The 17,373-nt window shown below is 44.2% G+C and carries 11 protein-coding genes and 1 riboswitch; of the genes, 6 read left to right on the top strand and 5 right to left on the bottom strand.

All coding sequences use genetic code 11. The features are described 5' to 3' along the window. The first annotated feature begins 87 nt into the window (after positions 1 to 87). The 6 genes from FE810_RS10725 (at position 88) to FE810_RS10700 (ending at position 9,879) form a co-directional block, all read left to right on the top strand. Positions 88 to 1,302 (top strand): MFS transporter, encoded by a 1,215-nt coding sequence (locus FE810_RS10725; protein WP_212744499.1) that lies wholly within the window; start codon positions 88 to 90, stop codon positions 1,300 to 1,302. A gap of 105 nt (positions 1,303 to 1,407) precedes the next feature. Further along, a complete protein-coding gene (gene pdxR, locus FE810_RS10720) occupies positions 1,408 to 3,255 on the top strand; it encodes a MocR-like pyridoxine biosynthesis transcription factor PdxR (RefSeq protein WP_138320058.1) in 1,848 nt (615 codons plus the stop codon). Between the two features lie 83 nt (positions 3,256 to 3,338). Then, on the top strand, positions 3,339 to 4,211 hold the full coding sequence (locus FE810_RS10715) for a carbon-nitrogen hydrolase family protein (protein ID WP_138320057.1): 873 nt from the start codon (positions 3,339 to 3,341) through the stop codon (positions 4,209 to 4,211). A 65-nt stretch (positions 4,212 to 4,276) separates the two neighbouring features. After that, a complete protein-coding gene (locus FE810_RS10710; RefSeq protein WP_138320056.1) occupies positions 4,277 to 6,775 on the top strand; it encodes a TonB-dependent receptor in 2,499 nt (832 codons plus the stop codon). A gap of 112 nt (positions 6,776 to 6,887) precedes the next feature. After that, positions 6,888 to 8,552, top strand: coding sequence for a tetratricopeptide repeat-containing sulfotransferase family protein (locus FE810_RS10705; RefSeq protein WP_138320055.1), 1,665 nt, complete (start codon positions 6,888 to 6,890; stop codon positions 8,550 to 8,552). A 79-nt stretch (positions 8,553 to 8,631) separates the two neighbouring features. After that, positions 8,632 to 9,879, top strand: a complete 1,248-nt coding sequence (locus FE810_RS10700) for a mechanosensitive ion channel family protein (protein WP_246037023.1) — start codon at positions 8,632 to 8,634, stop codon at positions 9,877 to 9,879. 28 nt (positions 9,880 to 9,907) lie between these two features. On the opposite strand, the gene tesB is transcribed toward FE810_RS10700, so the two are convergent. The 5 genes from tesB to FE810_RS10675 form a co-directional block, all read right to left on the bottom strand. Continuing rightward, positions 9,908 to 10,765, bottom strand: a complete 858-nt coding sequence (gene tesB / locus FE810_RS10695) for an acyl-CoA thioesterase II (RefSeq protein WP_138320054.1) — start codon at positions 10,763 to 10,765, stop codon at positions 9,908 to 9,910. Positions 10,766 to 11,057: 292 nt separating this feature from the next. Next, positions 11,058 to 11,173: riboswitch (cyclic di-GMP riboswitch) on the top strand. A 369-nt stretch (positions 11,174 to 11,542) separates the two neighbouring features. Next, on the bottom strand, positions 11,543 to 11,950 hold the full coding sequence (locus tag FE810_RS10690; protein WP_138320053.1) for a GFA family protein: 408 nt from the start codon (positions 11,948 to 11,950) through the stop codon (positions 11,543 to 11,545). Positions 11,951 to 12,103: 153 nt separating this feature from the next. Beyond that, positions 12,104 to 13,846, bottom strand: coding sequence for a DUF885 domain-containing protein (locus FE810_RS10685; RefSeq protein ID WP_138320203.1), 1,743 nt, complete (start codon positions 13,844 to 13,846; stop codon positions 12,104 to 12,106). 17 nt (positions 13,847 to 13,863) lie between these two features. Then, positions 13,864 to 14,334 (bottom strand): 2-thiouracil desulfurase family protein, encoded by a 471-nt coding sequence (locus FE810_RS10680; protein WP_138320052.1) that lies wholly within the window; start codon positions 14,332 to 14,334, stop codon positions 13,864 to 13,866. Positions 14,335 to 14,338: 4 nt separating this feature from the next. Further along, positions 14,339 to 16,096 (bottom strand): monovalent cation:proton antiporter-2 (CPA2) family protein, encoded by a 1,758-nt coding sequence (locus tag FE810_RS10675; protein ID WP_138320051.1) that lies wholly within the window; start codon positions 16,094 to 16,096, stop codon positions 14,339 to 14,341. Positions 16,097 to 17,373 lie beyond the last annotated feature (1,277 nt).

Below are 17,373 nucleotides of genomic sequence, written 5' to 3'. Positions count from 1 at the left end.
GGAGCTAACAAGCGAATTTGATAATGTTAATCTGAAAACATCCAACGGGAAAAGCCTGTCTAACTCTAACTTATATAGGGATGTAATATGCAGCCATCGCAATCGGTGCCAATCGACAATGACGTGAGTAACAATTCCTGGTTATCCTGGGGAAACAATGTCGATCGCAATGGCATGCTGGCGCGCACCATGTTAGCCTTTTTAGCAACGGCAGGATTATTTTATGTCAATATCATGCCCGCTTTAGTTTCAGGGCTTATTGAAGCTCTGGGATTTAATAAAGAAGATGCCGGACTGGTTGCTGCTTTTAATGTATATGGTGCTGCGCTTGGAGCCTTTGCCGCCGTATTTATTGTCAAAATTTGGTCCTGGCGGAAAACCTCAGTAGTGCTACTTTTTGCCCTAATCGTTGCAGATTTAATCTCCATTTTCATCGCCGAACCACTGCTCCTGATGGTAATGAGGTTTCTCCACGGCGCCATCGGCGGCTTACTGGTCGGTGTTGGCTTCTCTATTATTGCCCGCACCAAAGAAGCCGATAAAACGTTTGGTATTTTGTTATTGGTACAGTTTGGTTTAGGTGGGGTCGGGGTAATTTTTATTCCGCCGCTGGTCCCAGAATTTGGCACCGCGGTGCTGTTTTCTTCACTGATTGCATTTTCACTCATTACCTTATGCATGCTGCCCTTCATTCCTCAATACGATAAGAATGCAAACCCAGTAAAAGGAAAGCCACAATCAATCCGTAAATTACCATTGTCAGCTGCGTTGCTTGCCCTATTTTTATTTCAGGCGGCAAATATGGGGCTGTATGCCTTCATTATTGAGTTAGGTAAAGTCGCGGGGTTAGAAACTGAACTGATATCGACCATTATCGGCGTGTCTGCCTGGTTTGGTATTCTCGGCTCATTGTTAGTCGTTTGGCTATCGACCCGCGTTGGCAGAGGCTTGCCTTTAACCATTGGCATCATCTTCACTGCAATTAGCACCTTAGGCTTACATTATGCCGAACAAGAATGGGCATTTTGGCTCGCCAACATTAATATCGCCATTGCCTGGGCCTTTGTGATCCCCTATATTCTTGGTTTGTGTGCCGAGTTTGATCAACAAGGTCAAATGGCGGCGTTAGGGGGGTTTGCCTCGAAAATGGGACTTGCCTCCGGACCTTTGGTCGCCGCCTTAATGGTTACCGGCTTTAGCTATACCGTATTGATTAATATCGCTGCGCTGGTTTTGGTGCTGTCGATGATCGCAGCCTGGTGGCCATCTCGCTTGTTGGACAAAACCCCTAAAATCCGATAAAAAACAGGGGTTACAAGCAAGAGTTAAATACTTGAATTTTCTTAAGTTGCATCAGTGACGGATGTTGAGTAGTCTAATTTATAAACAATAATTATATGTTAGGTTATGCTACAGCATCTTTTCGCGCTAGACGCTGATACCAATATCAGCTTACAACAACAAATAAAGCAAAAGCTAATCGAAGCGATTAACCATGGCTATTTTCCCGCAGGCAGTAAAATGCCATCGTCGCGAAAACTTGCCGAACAATTGGATGTCGCTCGCAATACTGTTGTTTTCGCCTATCAACAACTTACCGATGAAGGCTATTTGATATCGAAAGAGCGTAGCGGTATTTATGTCAACGAATGTCCTGATTCACGCTTTGACCAAGCCGAAAAAATTCAACCGAGCGGCGAACAGTGTCACTGGTCGAATCGGATAAAAATCCTGAATAACAATAAATCTCTCCCTCCCTATCCAGATAACTGGCAAGAATACCCCTATCCATTTATCGCCGGTCAATTCGATTTAACCCTGTTCCCGGTTAACCCCTGGCGGGAATGCTCCCGGTTAACGATGAACGTCAATGAAATAGGAACCTGGGCCAGTGATAGTGGTTCCCAAGACGATTTATTCCTGATTGAAGAAATTCGCACCAAAGTACTGCCAAGGCGAGGTATTTTTGCCCAGCCAGAAGAAATTTTAATCACCATAGGATCGCAACAAGGGTTGTACTTGCTCAGTGAGTTATTACTGAACGAACAAACACTTTTGGCAATGGAGGAACCTGGCTATTCGGGGATGAGAAAATTAGCCGAACATCGAGACGCGGCGGTTGATTTGGTTGATGTCGATAATAAAGGCATTATGGTTGAGGAGATTAATAATCACATTGACGCCGTCTACACGACCCCAAGTCATCAAGTACCGACTGCTGTTACCTTATCTCAGTCACGGCGAGAACAATTAATTGCCAAAGCGAACGAGCATGACTTCATCATTATTGAAGATGATTATGAGTGCGAAGCCAATTTTGTCAGCAATCCCCACCCGGCGATTAAAAGTCTGGACTCACAAAACCGTGTCATCTATCTCTCCAGTTTTTCTAAGGTTGTCGCACCAGGTCTGAGAATCGGTTATATGGTTGCCAGTGCTGAGTTTATCAAAGCGGCGAGAAATCTAAGATCATTATCGATTCGGCATCCGCCAGCAAACAATCAACGCACCATGGCATTGTTTATCTCCCTAGGCTATTACGACACGGTCATGCGTAAAATTAACCAGACTCTGCAATTGCGTTGGCAGGAACTGCGCGAAGCGCTTAATCATTACTTACCAACGGCAATTGTCACTTCACACAGTGTTGGTGGCAGTGCTTGCTGGATCAAAGGGCCTAAGCACCTCAACAGTCAGCAGTTTGCTACGCAAGCCGCAAAGAAAGGAATACTAATAGAATCCGTTACCCGTTATTACGGTAAAGAAAACAAACCAGAGCATCACTTTCGGTTGGGTGTAAGCAGTATCGAGGTCGATAAAATCCGCTCGGGCGTCGAGTTACTGGCACAAATTTTCTGGAAAAATCATGATACCGAGGTGGAGTCTTTGCCACAACAAGCGCAATTTCTCAGCCATGACGGTTTAGCTGACTTTCTCGCCAACTGCGAATTTATCGGTCGAACCGTTTTTGGTGAACCTTATCGCATAAAACTTTCCGCCGATGGCAGCATGCGCGGTTGGGAAGGGCATCACAATGAAAAAACCGATGAAGGGCAGTGGTGGTTGGAAGGCAACACCTGGTACCGGCAATGGAAGAACTGGTCGTATGGCGAAGTGCTGGGTTTTAATATTGCCGTTCAAGGCAAGCAAATTTTCTGGCTACGGAATAATAAGCTCGTCGATTCCGCATTTTTTACCAAAAAAACGCCTTTGGCACCATCGAATCCGGTGCTTGGCTTAACCAAAAAACAATAACTGGCTCTACCCACTTTTCTCTAAATTTCTTAACGTAGAAGCGATTTCCAATTTTCCCCCGTAGGACAAGGAGAGGCTTCTACATGTCGACATTTATGATTGCCGGGTTACAACTTAATCTCGTCAACAACGAAGATAACTTCTACCGTATTCATCAGCAGGTAGTGTCAGCGAAAAAACGTTTCGCACAACTGGATATGGTGGTTCTTTCGGAGCTTGCTACATTTGGAGCCGCGCCTCGTTTCGCGCAAACCATGCCCGGTGACGCCGAGCAGCGCTATTGCCAGCTCGCATTGGAAAATAACATCTATCTGGTGACCGGCTCACTCTATCAGCGAATTGATGACAAGGTATATAACACTTGCTCAGTGATTGATCCAAATGGTGAGGTCATTTGTCGTTACCAGAAAATTTACCCATTCTTGCCTTATGAAAGCGGCATCTCCAGCGGTAACGAATTCACTACGTTTAATATTCCCGGTGTCGGTTGTTTTGGAATTTCAATTTGTTATGACATGTGGTTTCCGGAAACCATTCGTGCTCTTTGCTACCAAGGGGCGGAAGTCATTCTTCACCCAACCCTGACCAATACGATTGATCGCGACGTGGAATTATCCATTTGCCGAGCCAGTGCCGCAACAAATCAATGTTATATGGTGGATGTCAATGGCGCCGGTGAAATGGCGGTTGGTAAATCCATCATAGTCGGCCCAGGAGGGGAAGTGATTCATCAGGCGGAGACCAATCAGGAATTAATTTTATTTGAAGTCGACTTTGACTACGTGCGCCGCGTGAGAGAACAAGGCTGGCAAGGCCTGGGACAACCATTAAAAAGTTTTCGTGATAAGCAAATTGAATTTCCGCAATACCACGAAAAACTGAGCGCCAGTGCGTTAAGCAAGCTTGGGCCGTTGCAAAAACCAGGAAGTCGCATTCTGGACTCATCAGAAAATTAATTCTGGTACTAACCCTAAAAAGATTAAACAAATACATTAATAAAAAAGCAAGCGAGAAAAAATCCATGAAGATCAACAATAAAAACCTGAGTTTCAAGCTTTCACAAGTTGCTATTGCACTGAGTTCTGCTGGCTTACTCGCCGGTTCGCCTGTCGCAATTGCCGAAGAAAGCGCACAACAATCTGGTATGGAAGTCATTGAAGTAACCGCCAACCGACGCGCCCAAAACATCAAAGAGGTTCCATACAATATTTCCGCAGTATCTGGCGAAGAGCTGGAGAACAATCAAATCGTCGATGCCAGCGAGTTGATGCGTAATGTTGCAGGTATCACGGTTGTTGATCGCGGCTATCGAAATTCAGGTACCGTCAACTCCATCGTGATTCGCGGTGTCAACGTCGATAGTGGTGCGAACGGCGATGTGCCGCTTTCGGCGGTTCCTACCGTCGCAACCTATGTCAATGAAACACCGATATTTGCTAACTTTATTCTCAAAGACATTGAGCAAGTTGAGGTACTTAGGGGCCCACAAGGGACTCTTTATGGGTCTGGCTCATTGGCGGGTACCGTCAAGTATCGGATGAACCGCCCGGACACGGACGAGTTCAGCGGCAGTGTGAACTTAACCTACAGCCAAACCGACGGCTCTGAAGGCAACAACCTAACCGGTGATGTGGTACTTAATATCCCACTTGGCGATAAATTCGCGTTTCGAGGCAATTTCGGAAAAATCGATAATGATGGCGTCATCGATTACACCACCTTGTATGAGCTGCAACCCGTAGATTATGGTAGCGGTAGTGTTTATTCGCGTGATGAAGGACAAATGACCCCAGTACCAAGCAATGGCGACATTGCAACGGGTGACCCGGTATTCACAAGCAAAGAAGACGCGGATACGGTCGAGATTGACTACGGTCGCGTGGCTCTTGGCTTCGAAGCGACGGACAACCTCAACTTCTTACTGTCTTACCAGTATCAAAGTGATGAAATCGGTGGCCGAAGACAAGTGACTCGTGGTGTTCACTGGACTGAAGAAGTCGATGGCGAGCGTGTTGCGACCGAATATGGCGAATACGAAAATGGCGCCGTTGTGCTTGAACCATCAGAGCGAGATGTGTCGCTCACTGCATTGGAAATCGAATGGAATTTGGGCTTTGCTACCTTAACGTCATCTTCTTCAATGTATGAGAACGATGGTGAAGCATTAAGTGATAACTCCGGGTTTTATGCACAACAAAAATGGTTTACCGGCTTGTACTATGGTGCACCTCGACCCATTGCTATCGCGACTCGTGGCTATGAAGAAGAAGCCTTTGTTCAGGAGTTACGTCTGGTATCAAATGAGCGCGTTGCCAATATGGACTGGGTCGTAGGTTTGTATTATATGGATCAGGACCGTAAAGTTTATCAAGATAGTTTTATGCCAGGTTATCAGCAATGGGCAAACGCCGCCTTTGACTGGTGGGGTATCATGGCCGATTTTGGCATGGTCTATACCGACAATGATTTCCATTATGTACGTGACGAAAGCTTTAAAGATACCGCAATATTTGGTGAATTGACCTATCACTTTACCGATGATTTCCGTGCCACTTTTGGTTTACGTACGTTTGAGAATGAATCGAATAATGACACCACGCTTTCGCTACCGATTTGGCCATACCTAGGCGACGAGCCAAGCTTTGGTGAAGATGACAGCGACACCCTGTTCAAAGCGAACGTTTCCTGGGATATTGGTGAAGACACCATGCTGTATGCAACGGTTGCTGAGGGTTATCGTCGCGGTGGTGCGAACGCGGTGCCACTCGATGGCAGCCTGGAAGAACGTCCGGAATGGCAACAATACTTTTCGGATTCAACCACCAACTATGAAGTGGGTGTAAAAGGGTTTTTAGGTGACAACAATCACGGATACACGGCGTCACTCTTCCTTATGGACTGGCAGGATCCGCAACTAAATACGGCGTCTTCCTGGGGTTTCTTTACGGTCGCTAATGGTGATTCGGCGGAAACATCCGGTCTGGAATTGGAATTACAGGGTTACCTAGGGGAAGATCTTCGCTACGTACTTGGTTATGCCTATGTTAATGCTGAGCTTACCGGCGATTTCTTAACGCCTTCTCCGGTTTGGGTGGAAGATCCTCTGTCAGTGACCGCCGAAGACGGCGCACAATTACCTCTGGCACCTGAACATACACTAAGTTTTAGCCTTGATTACACCTACAGTCTTGATAATGGTTGGTACTGGATTACCAATGCCAATATGTATTACCAATCGGATTCTTTAAACTGGTATGGAGACGTGAGTGGCCCGGATGCAAATCCTCGTCAGGCAGAAATCGACAGCTTTGCCTTGTTTAATGCCAGTACACGTTTAAGTACGGAAAACTGGGATGTGAGTTTATACATCAAGAACATTGGCAATGAAGAAGGGGTGACCGGTTCCGTTACTCAAGGACATATGGGTACGGATCCAAGCGAGAATTTCTATGGAAACTCTTCTAAGGATTACATCAGCTTACCGCGTACCATAGGGGTCGCAGCAACGTATCGTTTCTAGTTGCCGATAACACCGAATATAAAAGAGCCAGCTTAGCCTGGCTCTTTTTATTGGGCTATTCCCAAGCGCGAACAACTTGGTTAAAGTAGATTAAAAACCCAACGAATAAACCATGACCTCTACCGATACAGTAATTAACAATCAAGCGACAGTGATTGCACACAAGCAACGAGAGCAACAGTTAGATCATATCTGGCATTTGATTAATCAACGAGCCGCGCAAAAAGCATTACACGAATGCAAATTATTTACCCAGAAATATGAAGATTATGACCATGGCTGGTATGCGTTCAGTTTTTTATTGTTTCAGTTAAAAAAGGCAGGTGAGGCATTACACTGTATTGAAAAAGCCGTAAACATTTCCCCGCAAATGGTCGATTGGCGAATTCATAAAGCGCATGTGTTGTGGTTACTAAATCGCTTGACCGACGGCAGAAATGAACTCAGTCACATAAAGACACTTCCCCAGACAATGCATCAGCTTATCGAGCTCGCAGAGGTCAGCAATAAACTATCCGACTATCATGTTGCGCAAAATTGTTATCTTGCCATGCTCAACACAGAAAAAAATCCGCAATCGAGGGCCCAACTGTACTTTAATCTGGGCTCCGTTCAACGCTATCTCGGCGATCTCAGCGCAGCAGAACAGAGCCTAGATGAAGCGTTGGCATTATCCCCAAATGATACCGAAGCCCTCTTATTGCGCTCGAGTTTGAGAAAGCAAACCCTTGAGAATAATCATACTGAGCAACTGCAATCCATGCTTAATACGCAAGCGCTCAACGCATTACAAAAATCTCAGGTTTGCTACAGCCTGGCAAAAGAATTTGAAGATTTGCAAGAATACTCTGCAAGCTTTAAGTCGCTGAAAATTGGCGCCGATAGCAGACGACAAAGCATACGTTATGATGTCAATAACGACATTCGCGCTTTAGCCGAGATACGCAATGCATTTGATCAACAATACTTTGACCGTTTAAAACAGCAGTCGCGTCAAAGTGCAAGTGCAAGTGACAAGGATCGGGCCCAAATCGCCACACCGATATTTATCTTTGGCTTACCGCGGACCGGCTCAACCTTAGTCGAACGTATTATCAGCAATCATTCAGACGTAACCAGCGCCGGCGAGCTCAATTATTTTTCCTGGCATTTAATGCAACAGATATCCGAACAACTTAATATAAAGCCAAGCGACCAATTACAATCCATCAGGAGTTCCCGTGAGTTGGCACCGGAAAAACTGGGACAGGCCTATTTGCAGTCGACGCGCTCGTATTGGCAACAAAAACCCTATTTTATCGATAAGTTACCTTTAAACTCTCTTAATGCCGGCCTTATTAAAGGGGCGATACCGAATGCTAAAATGATTTTAGTGCAGCGCAACCCTATGGATACCTGCTATGCCATTTATAAGCATTTATTCACTCAGGGGTATCCTTTCTCCTATTCTCTTGACGAACTTGGACAATATTATGTTGCCCACCATCAGCTCATGCAGCACTGGGTGGATACCTTAGGCAGCGATTTATACACGGTTCGCTATGAAGCTCTGGTCAGTGACCCTCAACACCAAACTCAAGAGATGCTGAGCTATTTAGATTTACAGTTTGAACCTAGCTGCCTGCAATTTCAAAACAACCGTCAGGCAAGTACAACGGCAAGTGCAAGTCAAGTCCGACAAGGGTTGTATCGCGACTCCGTAGAGAAGTGGCGGCACTTTGAATCGCAGTTAGCACCTTTGAAAAAACGACTTGAAGATGCGGGTATCGAAATTTAGCTTGCCGAGCATTCAACTTTGCTTAACCACATGAAATTCAATATGATAATTCACTTAGGCTGAATGAAAGGGCAAAAAATTGATAACTGACGTACAAAACTGGCTAGTTGAACAAGGCTTACCTGCCAATTATATTGACCCGGTATCCCTGGGTATTGGCATTATTATTCTTATCGCATTATGCTGGGTCGGCTTTTATATTGCCAGGCATCAAGTGCTTAATTTCGTCCATAAACTGGTTAGTAAGTCTGCCAATAAATGGGACGATTTACTGATTCAGCACAGCGTTTTCAGCCGTATAGCCTGGCTCGTTCCAATCACTATTTTGTTGATCTTAAGTCCGATATTTATCAACACGCAGCCATTATTACTGAATTTTATTCAGGTTTTTTCCAAAGTTGCGTTAGCGATTCAGGTCGCTCGCAGCATCAGCTCCTTATTAAATGTCACCAATACTGCCTTTCAAGAATCCAGCAAGGAAAAGTACTTACCCTTAAATGCCACCATTCAAGTACTTAAGCTAGCGGTTTATCTTGTCGCGATTATTTTGGCTATTGCGGCCGTTGTCGATAAATCACCGATTTATCTACTGAGCGGTTTAGGTGCATTAACCGCAGTCCTTCTTTTGGTTTTTCAAGATACGATTAAAGGTCTGGTTGCCAGTGTCCAAATTTCTGCCAACAAAATGGTGGCACCGGGGGACTGGATTGAGATGCCGCAATATGGCGCCGATGGCGATGTATTGGAAATTGCTTTGAACACCGTGAAAGTGCAAAACTGGGACAATACGGTCACAACGATTCCAACCTATGCGTTAATTAGCGAGTCTTTCAAAAACTGGCGAGGTATGACAGCTTCTGGTGGTCGAAGAATCAAGCGTTGTATTCAGATTGATCTTAACAGTGTGCATTTTTGCTCTGCACAGCTTTTAGAAAAGTTGTTGAAACTGGAATTGCTCGAGCCCTACCTTAAGCAAAAACACCAGGAAGTTGCGGCGTATAATTCGCAAAAGCCTGACCAGGAAGACAGCAATCCAAATTTGAGAAAATTAACCAATATCGGCACGTTTAGAGCCTATATCACTGCATACTTACAGAGTCATCCCAAAGTACACCCTGAGATGACCTGCATGGTCAGGCAATTAAAACCGAGTGAAACCGGCGTATCCCTGGAACTGTATTTTTTCAGTAATGATACCAATTGGATAAATTATGAAGGGATTCAGGCAGATGTCTTTGATCATCTATTTGCCATAGCACCGCTATTTGAATTGCGACTATTTCAAAACCCTACCGGCTACGATTGGCAAAACGCCATCCGCCACTGATGCCCATCAGTGCTGTTCACCGCCAGTACTAATACTGGCGAATGACCCCTTCCTGAATCGACGAGGCGACCAGACGACCCTGCCGGTCAAATATTTTGCCGCGTACAAGCCCTCTGCCACCACTTGCGGACGGACTATCAATATCATAGAGCAGCCAGTCATCAAATCGAAAAGCGCGGTGAAACCACATCGCATGATCAATTGTGGCTATCTGAAAATCTTTCGACCAGATATTTTTTCCGTGGGGATGCACTGCAGTGGGTAGAAAATTATAATCGGATGCATAACCCAAAACATATCGATGGATTCTTGGGTCATCACCTAAATCGCCTTTGGCGCGCATCCAAACCTGATTGCGAGCTTCGGATATTTGAGGATTTAACCAGTCGTATTCTTTTACCGGACGAAATTCGATAGGGCGCTCTGCAAAAATAGTACTGTGCAAATGTTCGGGAATATGTGGCTTATACTTCAACTGCAATTCATGCAGGCTTTTAAGCGCTTCTGGTTGCGCGACAGAAGGCATTATATCCTGATGCTCAAACCCTTGTTCTTCGATTTGAAACGATGCCATCATATTGTAAATGATTTTACCGTTTTGCATCGCCTGTACACGACGCGTACTAAAGCTCTTACCGTCACGGGTAATATCCACCAGATAGGAAATCGGTTTAGTGGCATCCCCGGGCCGTAAAAAATAGCAATGGAATGAGTGAAGATTACGTTCGTCACTGAGAGTTTGCTTTGCCGCCGATAGCGCCTGACCAATAACCTGGCCACCGAATACGGCCTTAAACCCCAAATCCTGGCTTTGCCCTAGAAATAAATTAGTATCGAGCTTTTCAAGGCTTAGCAGGCCTAATAACTCGGTTAACACTGTACTCATTCACGCTTCCTAATGTGATTTATACGAACCTGATAAATTCTAACACTTCGAACTGGCGCATTTCATATAAAACTCGAACAAAACCTGAACTAATGCATACAATTGGGTTACATATTTTAACAAACCATCAACATCGTTCACTTACAGATCAAAAAACACACATTTTTTTAAAGTTTTTTATTTAATATAAACAAGCACTTATATAATTATGGCGCGATTTGTTAAAATTAATTTGCATAAAGGGGTTTACAGAAAGAATTCGATCCATATAATAACAATCAAGAGCTGACAAGCTCGTCCAAGGCAAACCTAGTGAAAGCTAGGGACGCAAAGTTACCGGTCTAAGGGTAACTAATTTATATACGTTCATGGTGTAAATTAGTAACTTATGACAGCGGGACCGCCGAGTAAGAAATAGTGGGGGCTTTTCCTATAAAGCGTAACCTGTCTATCGATTGTGTAACTTTGCGCGCCTTGTCTTATCTCTAGGTCTATCGACCCGTTCTGTTTTATCTTGTCTATTAATTGCTATTGTCTTGTATTGTCAATTAGATTTACGACAAAAATTCCCGCATACGTTTCGTTTAAAATTCCATATATTTAAAATAAATCCGTTAGTTTCGTCATTTTCACTTAACTGGATTATTGTTGTGTTAGCCTCTTTGCACGTATTCCCTGGCATTCATCATTAACACGAAATTCTTTGTAGCAAATCCTTTGTACTATTTGTACCAGATAGTCGCGAGCATAATTTGTTCGAATGTATCCCCGGTGTTTTTATTTTGGAAAACCTTCAAACTTCACCGCATTTAAACCAACCTTGTGCCATTGTGCTTGCTCTTCACAGAAGATTTGAGCATCTAATGATTTGCTCGGTTCTTCATTCAAAGAACCTGCGGGGACAATGAGAAACTTACCACTTTGAGACAAATATGGCAGGCCAGAGCCACACTCAGAGCAGAATGATCTAGCAAATGAGCGAGTTGGGTGATCATAGCGTTTTATTTTTTCCTCGCCTTTTATCCATTCGATGTTAGATGGTGAAGTAAACAAGTTGGCGGCGTGTGCAGAGCCCGTTAACTTTCGACACTGTTCACAATAGCAAAAAAAGAATTTAGCAAAGTTATCTTCAAGCTTGAAAGTGACACTTCCACAACAACAGCCACCATTGATTTCTTTGTTCATTTAAACCTCCACACAAGTTGCAACCGACTGGTTATGAATAACAGTGAATTGTGCAATCAGCCTGTACTTATAGTAATAACGCCCCCCGTGAAAAGGCGAGCGTTAATACGTCATGAATGAATACAAAAATCGATAAAAATCAATTAGCAACAATTAAGATTTCTTGCTGTTGATGTATTCATCGATTAGCTCTTCTAACAAAGACAAGGGAACGGAACCATTTTTCAATACCTCATCATGGAATTCACGAATATCAAAATCCGCTCCCAGAGCCTGCTCCGTTTTTGCCCGCAGAGCTTTAATTTTGATTTCACCTAGCTTGTAGGACAGTGCCTGAGCAGGCCAGGAGATATAGCGGTCGATCTCGGTTCTGACGTTGTGTAACGACAGAGCGGTATTACTTGCGAGGAAGTCCATCGCCTTGTCTCGAGACCAATCCATACTGTGCATTCCTGTATCTACCACCAATCGAGCTGCACGCCACATCTCGTAAGTTAAGCGGCCGAAGTCAGAATATGGATCTTGATAAAAGCCCGCTTCTATCCCCAGATACTCACTATATAACCCCCAGCCTTCACCGAATGCAGAAATATAAGTACGCTGCCTGAATTTAGGTACATCTTTCATTTCTCTGGCAATAGAGCCTTGCAGATGATGGCCCGGAACCGCTTCATGTAGCGTTAGAGCTTCTAAAACATATAATGGGCGTCGATCAAGGGCGTAAGTATTGACCCAATATTCTCCAGCTTGATCATCACGACTCGGACCGGAATAACGGCCCGTCGTATACTTAGGCGCAATGCTTGCTGGTACTGGTACAACCCCGTAAGGCGTTCGAGGTAAAGTTTTAAATAATTTGGGAAGTTGTGCATCCATTTTTTTAGCGATAAACGATGCTTCTTTTAACAACTCTTCTGCGGTTTTTGCGTAAAACTGCGGATCCGTACGTAGAAACTCGACAAATTCCGCAAAGGTTCCCTGAAAGCCGACAGAGTCGATGATTTGTTCCATCTCGGCACGGATCCGAGCCACTTCTTGAAGTCCAATTTCATGGATTTCTTCTGCGGTTAAATCTAAGGTAGTGTAGTATTCAATGCGGTTTTGATAAAAAGCGTTACCTTCCGGTAAAGACGTTGCGGCGATATTCGTGCGCGCATTTGGAATATAGTCCTGGACCATAAAATCATAAAACCCCTGATAGGTAGGATTAATGATTTCCATTACTGCCTTTTGCCCTTGTTGTGCGAGGCGTTGCTGGGTTTGCTGATCAAAATGTTCAGGAAATTGTTTAAAAGGACGATAGAACTGGCTGCTTTTCGCATCTTCTACAATAAACGCGCTGATACTATCTTCAAACCCTGTCAATACTACCTTAGGTTGAGTGCGACCGGTTTCCAGACCCAGTTTCATCCAGGCGACCTGTTGTTGAAAATACTCCGGTATTTGGTTTAACCTGGCGAGGTAAGTATCATAATCATCGACCGTTTTAAATGACGAACGATCCACCATATAAGGTAAATATGCATGAAAACCCGCCTCGGCAGTCAAAGGCATGTAATGTTCTTTATAGCGGTAATTATCAATCTGGTTATTCAGCTTATAAAGCAAAATGGTATGATTTATCCGGTTATCTGAGGATAGTTTTGTCACATCAATATTGTTCAATCTATCGCGCAGAGCCAGTTGCTGTTGATACTGCGATTCGAGCGCTTGCGGTGATACGTCGTAGTATAAATTTTCGCTGTTTTTTCGAAAAGGATTGAGACGGTCCTGAAATGATTGCTCGTCCGAAATGATTTGCGCCAATTGTTGAGCATCACTTGCAGATTGCTTTTGTGTTGATGTGCTTGTCGATGAACTACAAGCAAAAAGCCCGAGCGTTATGGCCAATACCATAAAAGAATTGATTAACTTCACTGATTGTTGCCTTCTTGTTTATTGATTAATGCGACCAGTTGTTCCACTGATTCTTCACTAAATACTTTTATCTTGTGTTGATGCAGCAATGCTGCGGTTACGCCCTTGCCCTCGACTTTCTTGCCGGAGAAAGTGCCATCGTAAATTAACGTAGAGCCACAGGATGGAGAGTACTCCTTTAATAGGGCGAATTTAATTTTATAATGTTGACATAAACTTAATGCTTGCTGAGCCCCAAGAGAAAATTGTTTACTCACATCGTTACCATATTCATCGATAACACCCCCATCACGCTGCTCAGCACGAGCTCTTGGTACTGAAAGTCCACCAGCCACCTCAGGACAAAGAACGATAAGACGACCTTGCTGCTTCCAAGTTTGCAATTGAGGATGCATTAATGCCTTGGCTTCACCGTCATATCGGACTCGATTACCAAGAAAGCAACTGCTAACCAGAATTTTTTCCATTCATCTATTCCAGTTTGTCGTTATTAAATAGCGACTCCAACTCTTTGCGCCCCTTGCGATTAACCTTGAGAAGCTCGTCGAAATCATACTTATCATTTGCTTGATAGGCTTGCTCTAACATTTCTTCATCATGGCGGCGGAACACTTTAACCATAAACTCCGCTCGCCCTTCATCAATACCATATTCTTCTAATACAATTTGCGCCGCCTTCAAACTACTTTCAAACATTTCTCTTACGGTGGTTTCGACGCCCATCTCGCGATATTTAAAAACACTTAAGCGGCTTTTCGCCCGGGCGATTACTTTTAAATTTGGATAATGCTCGCGTACCGTTTTCGCGATGGCAAAACCATGTTTATCACTATCGGCGGCGATGAACATAATTTTCGCATGTTCTAGACCCGCAGCTTTTAACAGTTTTAAGTTTGTGGCATCACCAAAGAAAACCTTGTTCCCGAACTGTTTAACAAATTCAATATGCTCGGCGTTGTAATCAAGCGCCGTAAACGGAATTCGGTTGGCGGTTAATATTCGCCCGGTGATTTGTCCAAATCGCCCAAAGCCGGCAATTATGACTTCCGGCTCATGACTTACTGATTCCTGATCATAGTTTTGATCTTTGCCACTGCTTTTCAAGACTTTATCGACAAGGAGCACTAATGGCGAGGTTAACGCCATCGAAAGGCTGACCACAATCGTCACCAAATTATTCATGTCGCTGGAAATAATTCCCTGGCCAAGGGCAAAACTCATAATGACAAATGCAAATTCACCACCCTGAGATAGCATTAACGCCAGTTTAAACTTCTCTCTTTTCAAGCCTCCACTAGCACGCAGCAAGCTATAAATGATTAATGTTTTAAACGCCATTAATAGCACAGCTGCACCAACGATAGTTGTCGGTTGTTTGAGTAGTAAACCTAAATCCAGTTTCATGCCTACCGCGATAAAGAATAGCCCCAATAACAAGCCTTTAAATGGTGATATCTCAACTTCCATTTGGTGACGAAAGCTTGAATTGGCGAGTAGAATACCGGCAGTAAACGCCCCCATTCCCATCGACAAACCGACCATCTGCATCAGTAGTGCCGTCGCCATTACAATTAATAATGCAGAGGCGGTCATTACCTCACTGCTACCATAGCGCGACATCGTTCGAAGAAATGGATTCACAAAGTATCGGCCTGACAATAATACGAAAACAATGGCGGCAATGGATACCCACCAGGCTGGAGCATCTGGATTTGAGCGACCGGCTAAAGCTTCCACAAGTAATAAAATCGGGATAACCGCGATATCTTGCATTAATAAAACCGAAAAGCCTTTTTGCCCCAGAGGGGTATTAAGTACACGCCTTTCGGTCATTAACTGAATCGCGAATGCCGTTGAAGATAATGCTAAAGCCATACCAACGATAAGCGGCACTTTTAGACCATCATTAAGAAGCCAGAAAATCGCGCCAAAGATCACTAAAGTCGTAATTAATAACTGTCCGCCACCAATAAAGATAATGTCGTTGCGCATTCGCCACAACTTTTGCGGATCCAACTCCAGACCGATGATAAACAACAGAAATACAACGCCATATTCGGCAAAATGGAGAATTTGATCCGGGTCATTGATAAGCCCTAAAACCGATGGACCAATGATAATTCCCGCAACAAGATAGCCGAGAATTGAACCTAGTTTAAAGCGGGTGAAAAAAGGTACGGCGATTACCGTAGCGGTAAGAAATACAATCGCTAAGCCAAGATTACTCATAAGAAGGGTAAGTGATACAAATGTTAACTAAGTGTACTGGAAAATGCGATTAAAAGGGAGACCTAGAGCGGTTCCCTTTCTGTGAATAGGTTCGGTAGATTTTAGGGAGGTAGTAAAACGCGTTGTTAACTGCGTTTTAAGGTGGAGTCAAAATAAAAGACATTTTGAGGGTGGAGTCGAATCAAAAACGATTCGAAGGTGGAGGCTTCGCGGGTGGATAAAACCTTAGTTCCGGCAGGTTTTTAGGTGACAACTGCGTAGGTGGATAAAACCCTAGTCTCGGCAGGTTTTTAGGTGACGACTGAGTAGGTGGATAAAACCTTAGTCTCGGCAGGTTTTTAGGTGACAACTGCGTGGGTGGATAAAACCTTAATCTCGGCAGGTTTTTAGGTGACAACTTCGTCATCTTCACACTCAACTTCGTCATCCTCACGAAAGTGGGGATTTGCTTTTGCTTTAGATTCCCAGTAGTGTCTGGGAATGACGGCAAGGGTAGTCACCCTAGGAGAACTTTAGTTCGATTTGTCACCAGACGCAGGCTTGTTTGCTGCGGCTGTCACCCTAACACAGCGTTTTTAGCTGTGTTTGTCACCTTTAGAGCTTTAGCTTGCACTTTGTTCCGTCATCCTCACGAAAGTGGGGATCTGCTTTGCTTTGGATTCCCAGTAGTGTCTGGGAATGACGGCAAGGGTAGTCACCCTAGGAGAGCTTTAGTTCGATTTGTCACCAGACGCAGGCTTGTTTGCTGCGGCTGTCACCCTAACACAGCGTTTTTAGCTGTGTTTGTCACCTTTAGAGCTTTAGCTTGCACTTTGTTCCGTCATCCTCACGAAAGTGGGGATCTGCTTTTGCTTTAGATCCCCAGTAGTGTCTGGAAATGACGGTACTGGTTAATGATTTGCTGCGGGGAGTATTTTCTCCATCTGCGCTAGCTTCCCTCAAACGTAAAAAGCCCGCTCAACTGAGCAGGCTTCTATATCTATGATACATCAACTAATATTTAATATTTACGCGGCCTAGCGATTATGTCCAGGGATGGACGGTAAAGCGACGTTTCATGGATGGTTAAACGTCGCAAAGCTACAGGGATGTAGTGAATGTCGAAAATGCACAAATACATGGATGTATGCAGGTAGAATAACGCAGGAGCAGTTATCGAGGAGCAATTTTCGACGACCTCGGTTCGGGCTTTTTGCGTTAATTAGGAGCCTAGCGATTCTGTACAAGGACGTACTAATGCCGACAGGTTCATGGATGAACGTTGTATGTCGGCGACC

Source organism: Thalassotalea litorea (assembly GCF_005843925.1).
Classification (GTDB): domain Bacteria; phylum Pseudomonadota; class Gammaproteobacteria; order Enterobacterales; family Alteromonadaceae; genus Thalassotalea_A; species Thalassotalea_A litorea_A.
Note: the sequence above shows the minus strand (reverse complement) of the source record. Positions and strands in the feature narration are given on the sequence as shown.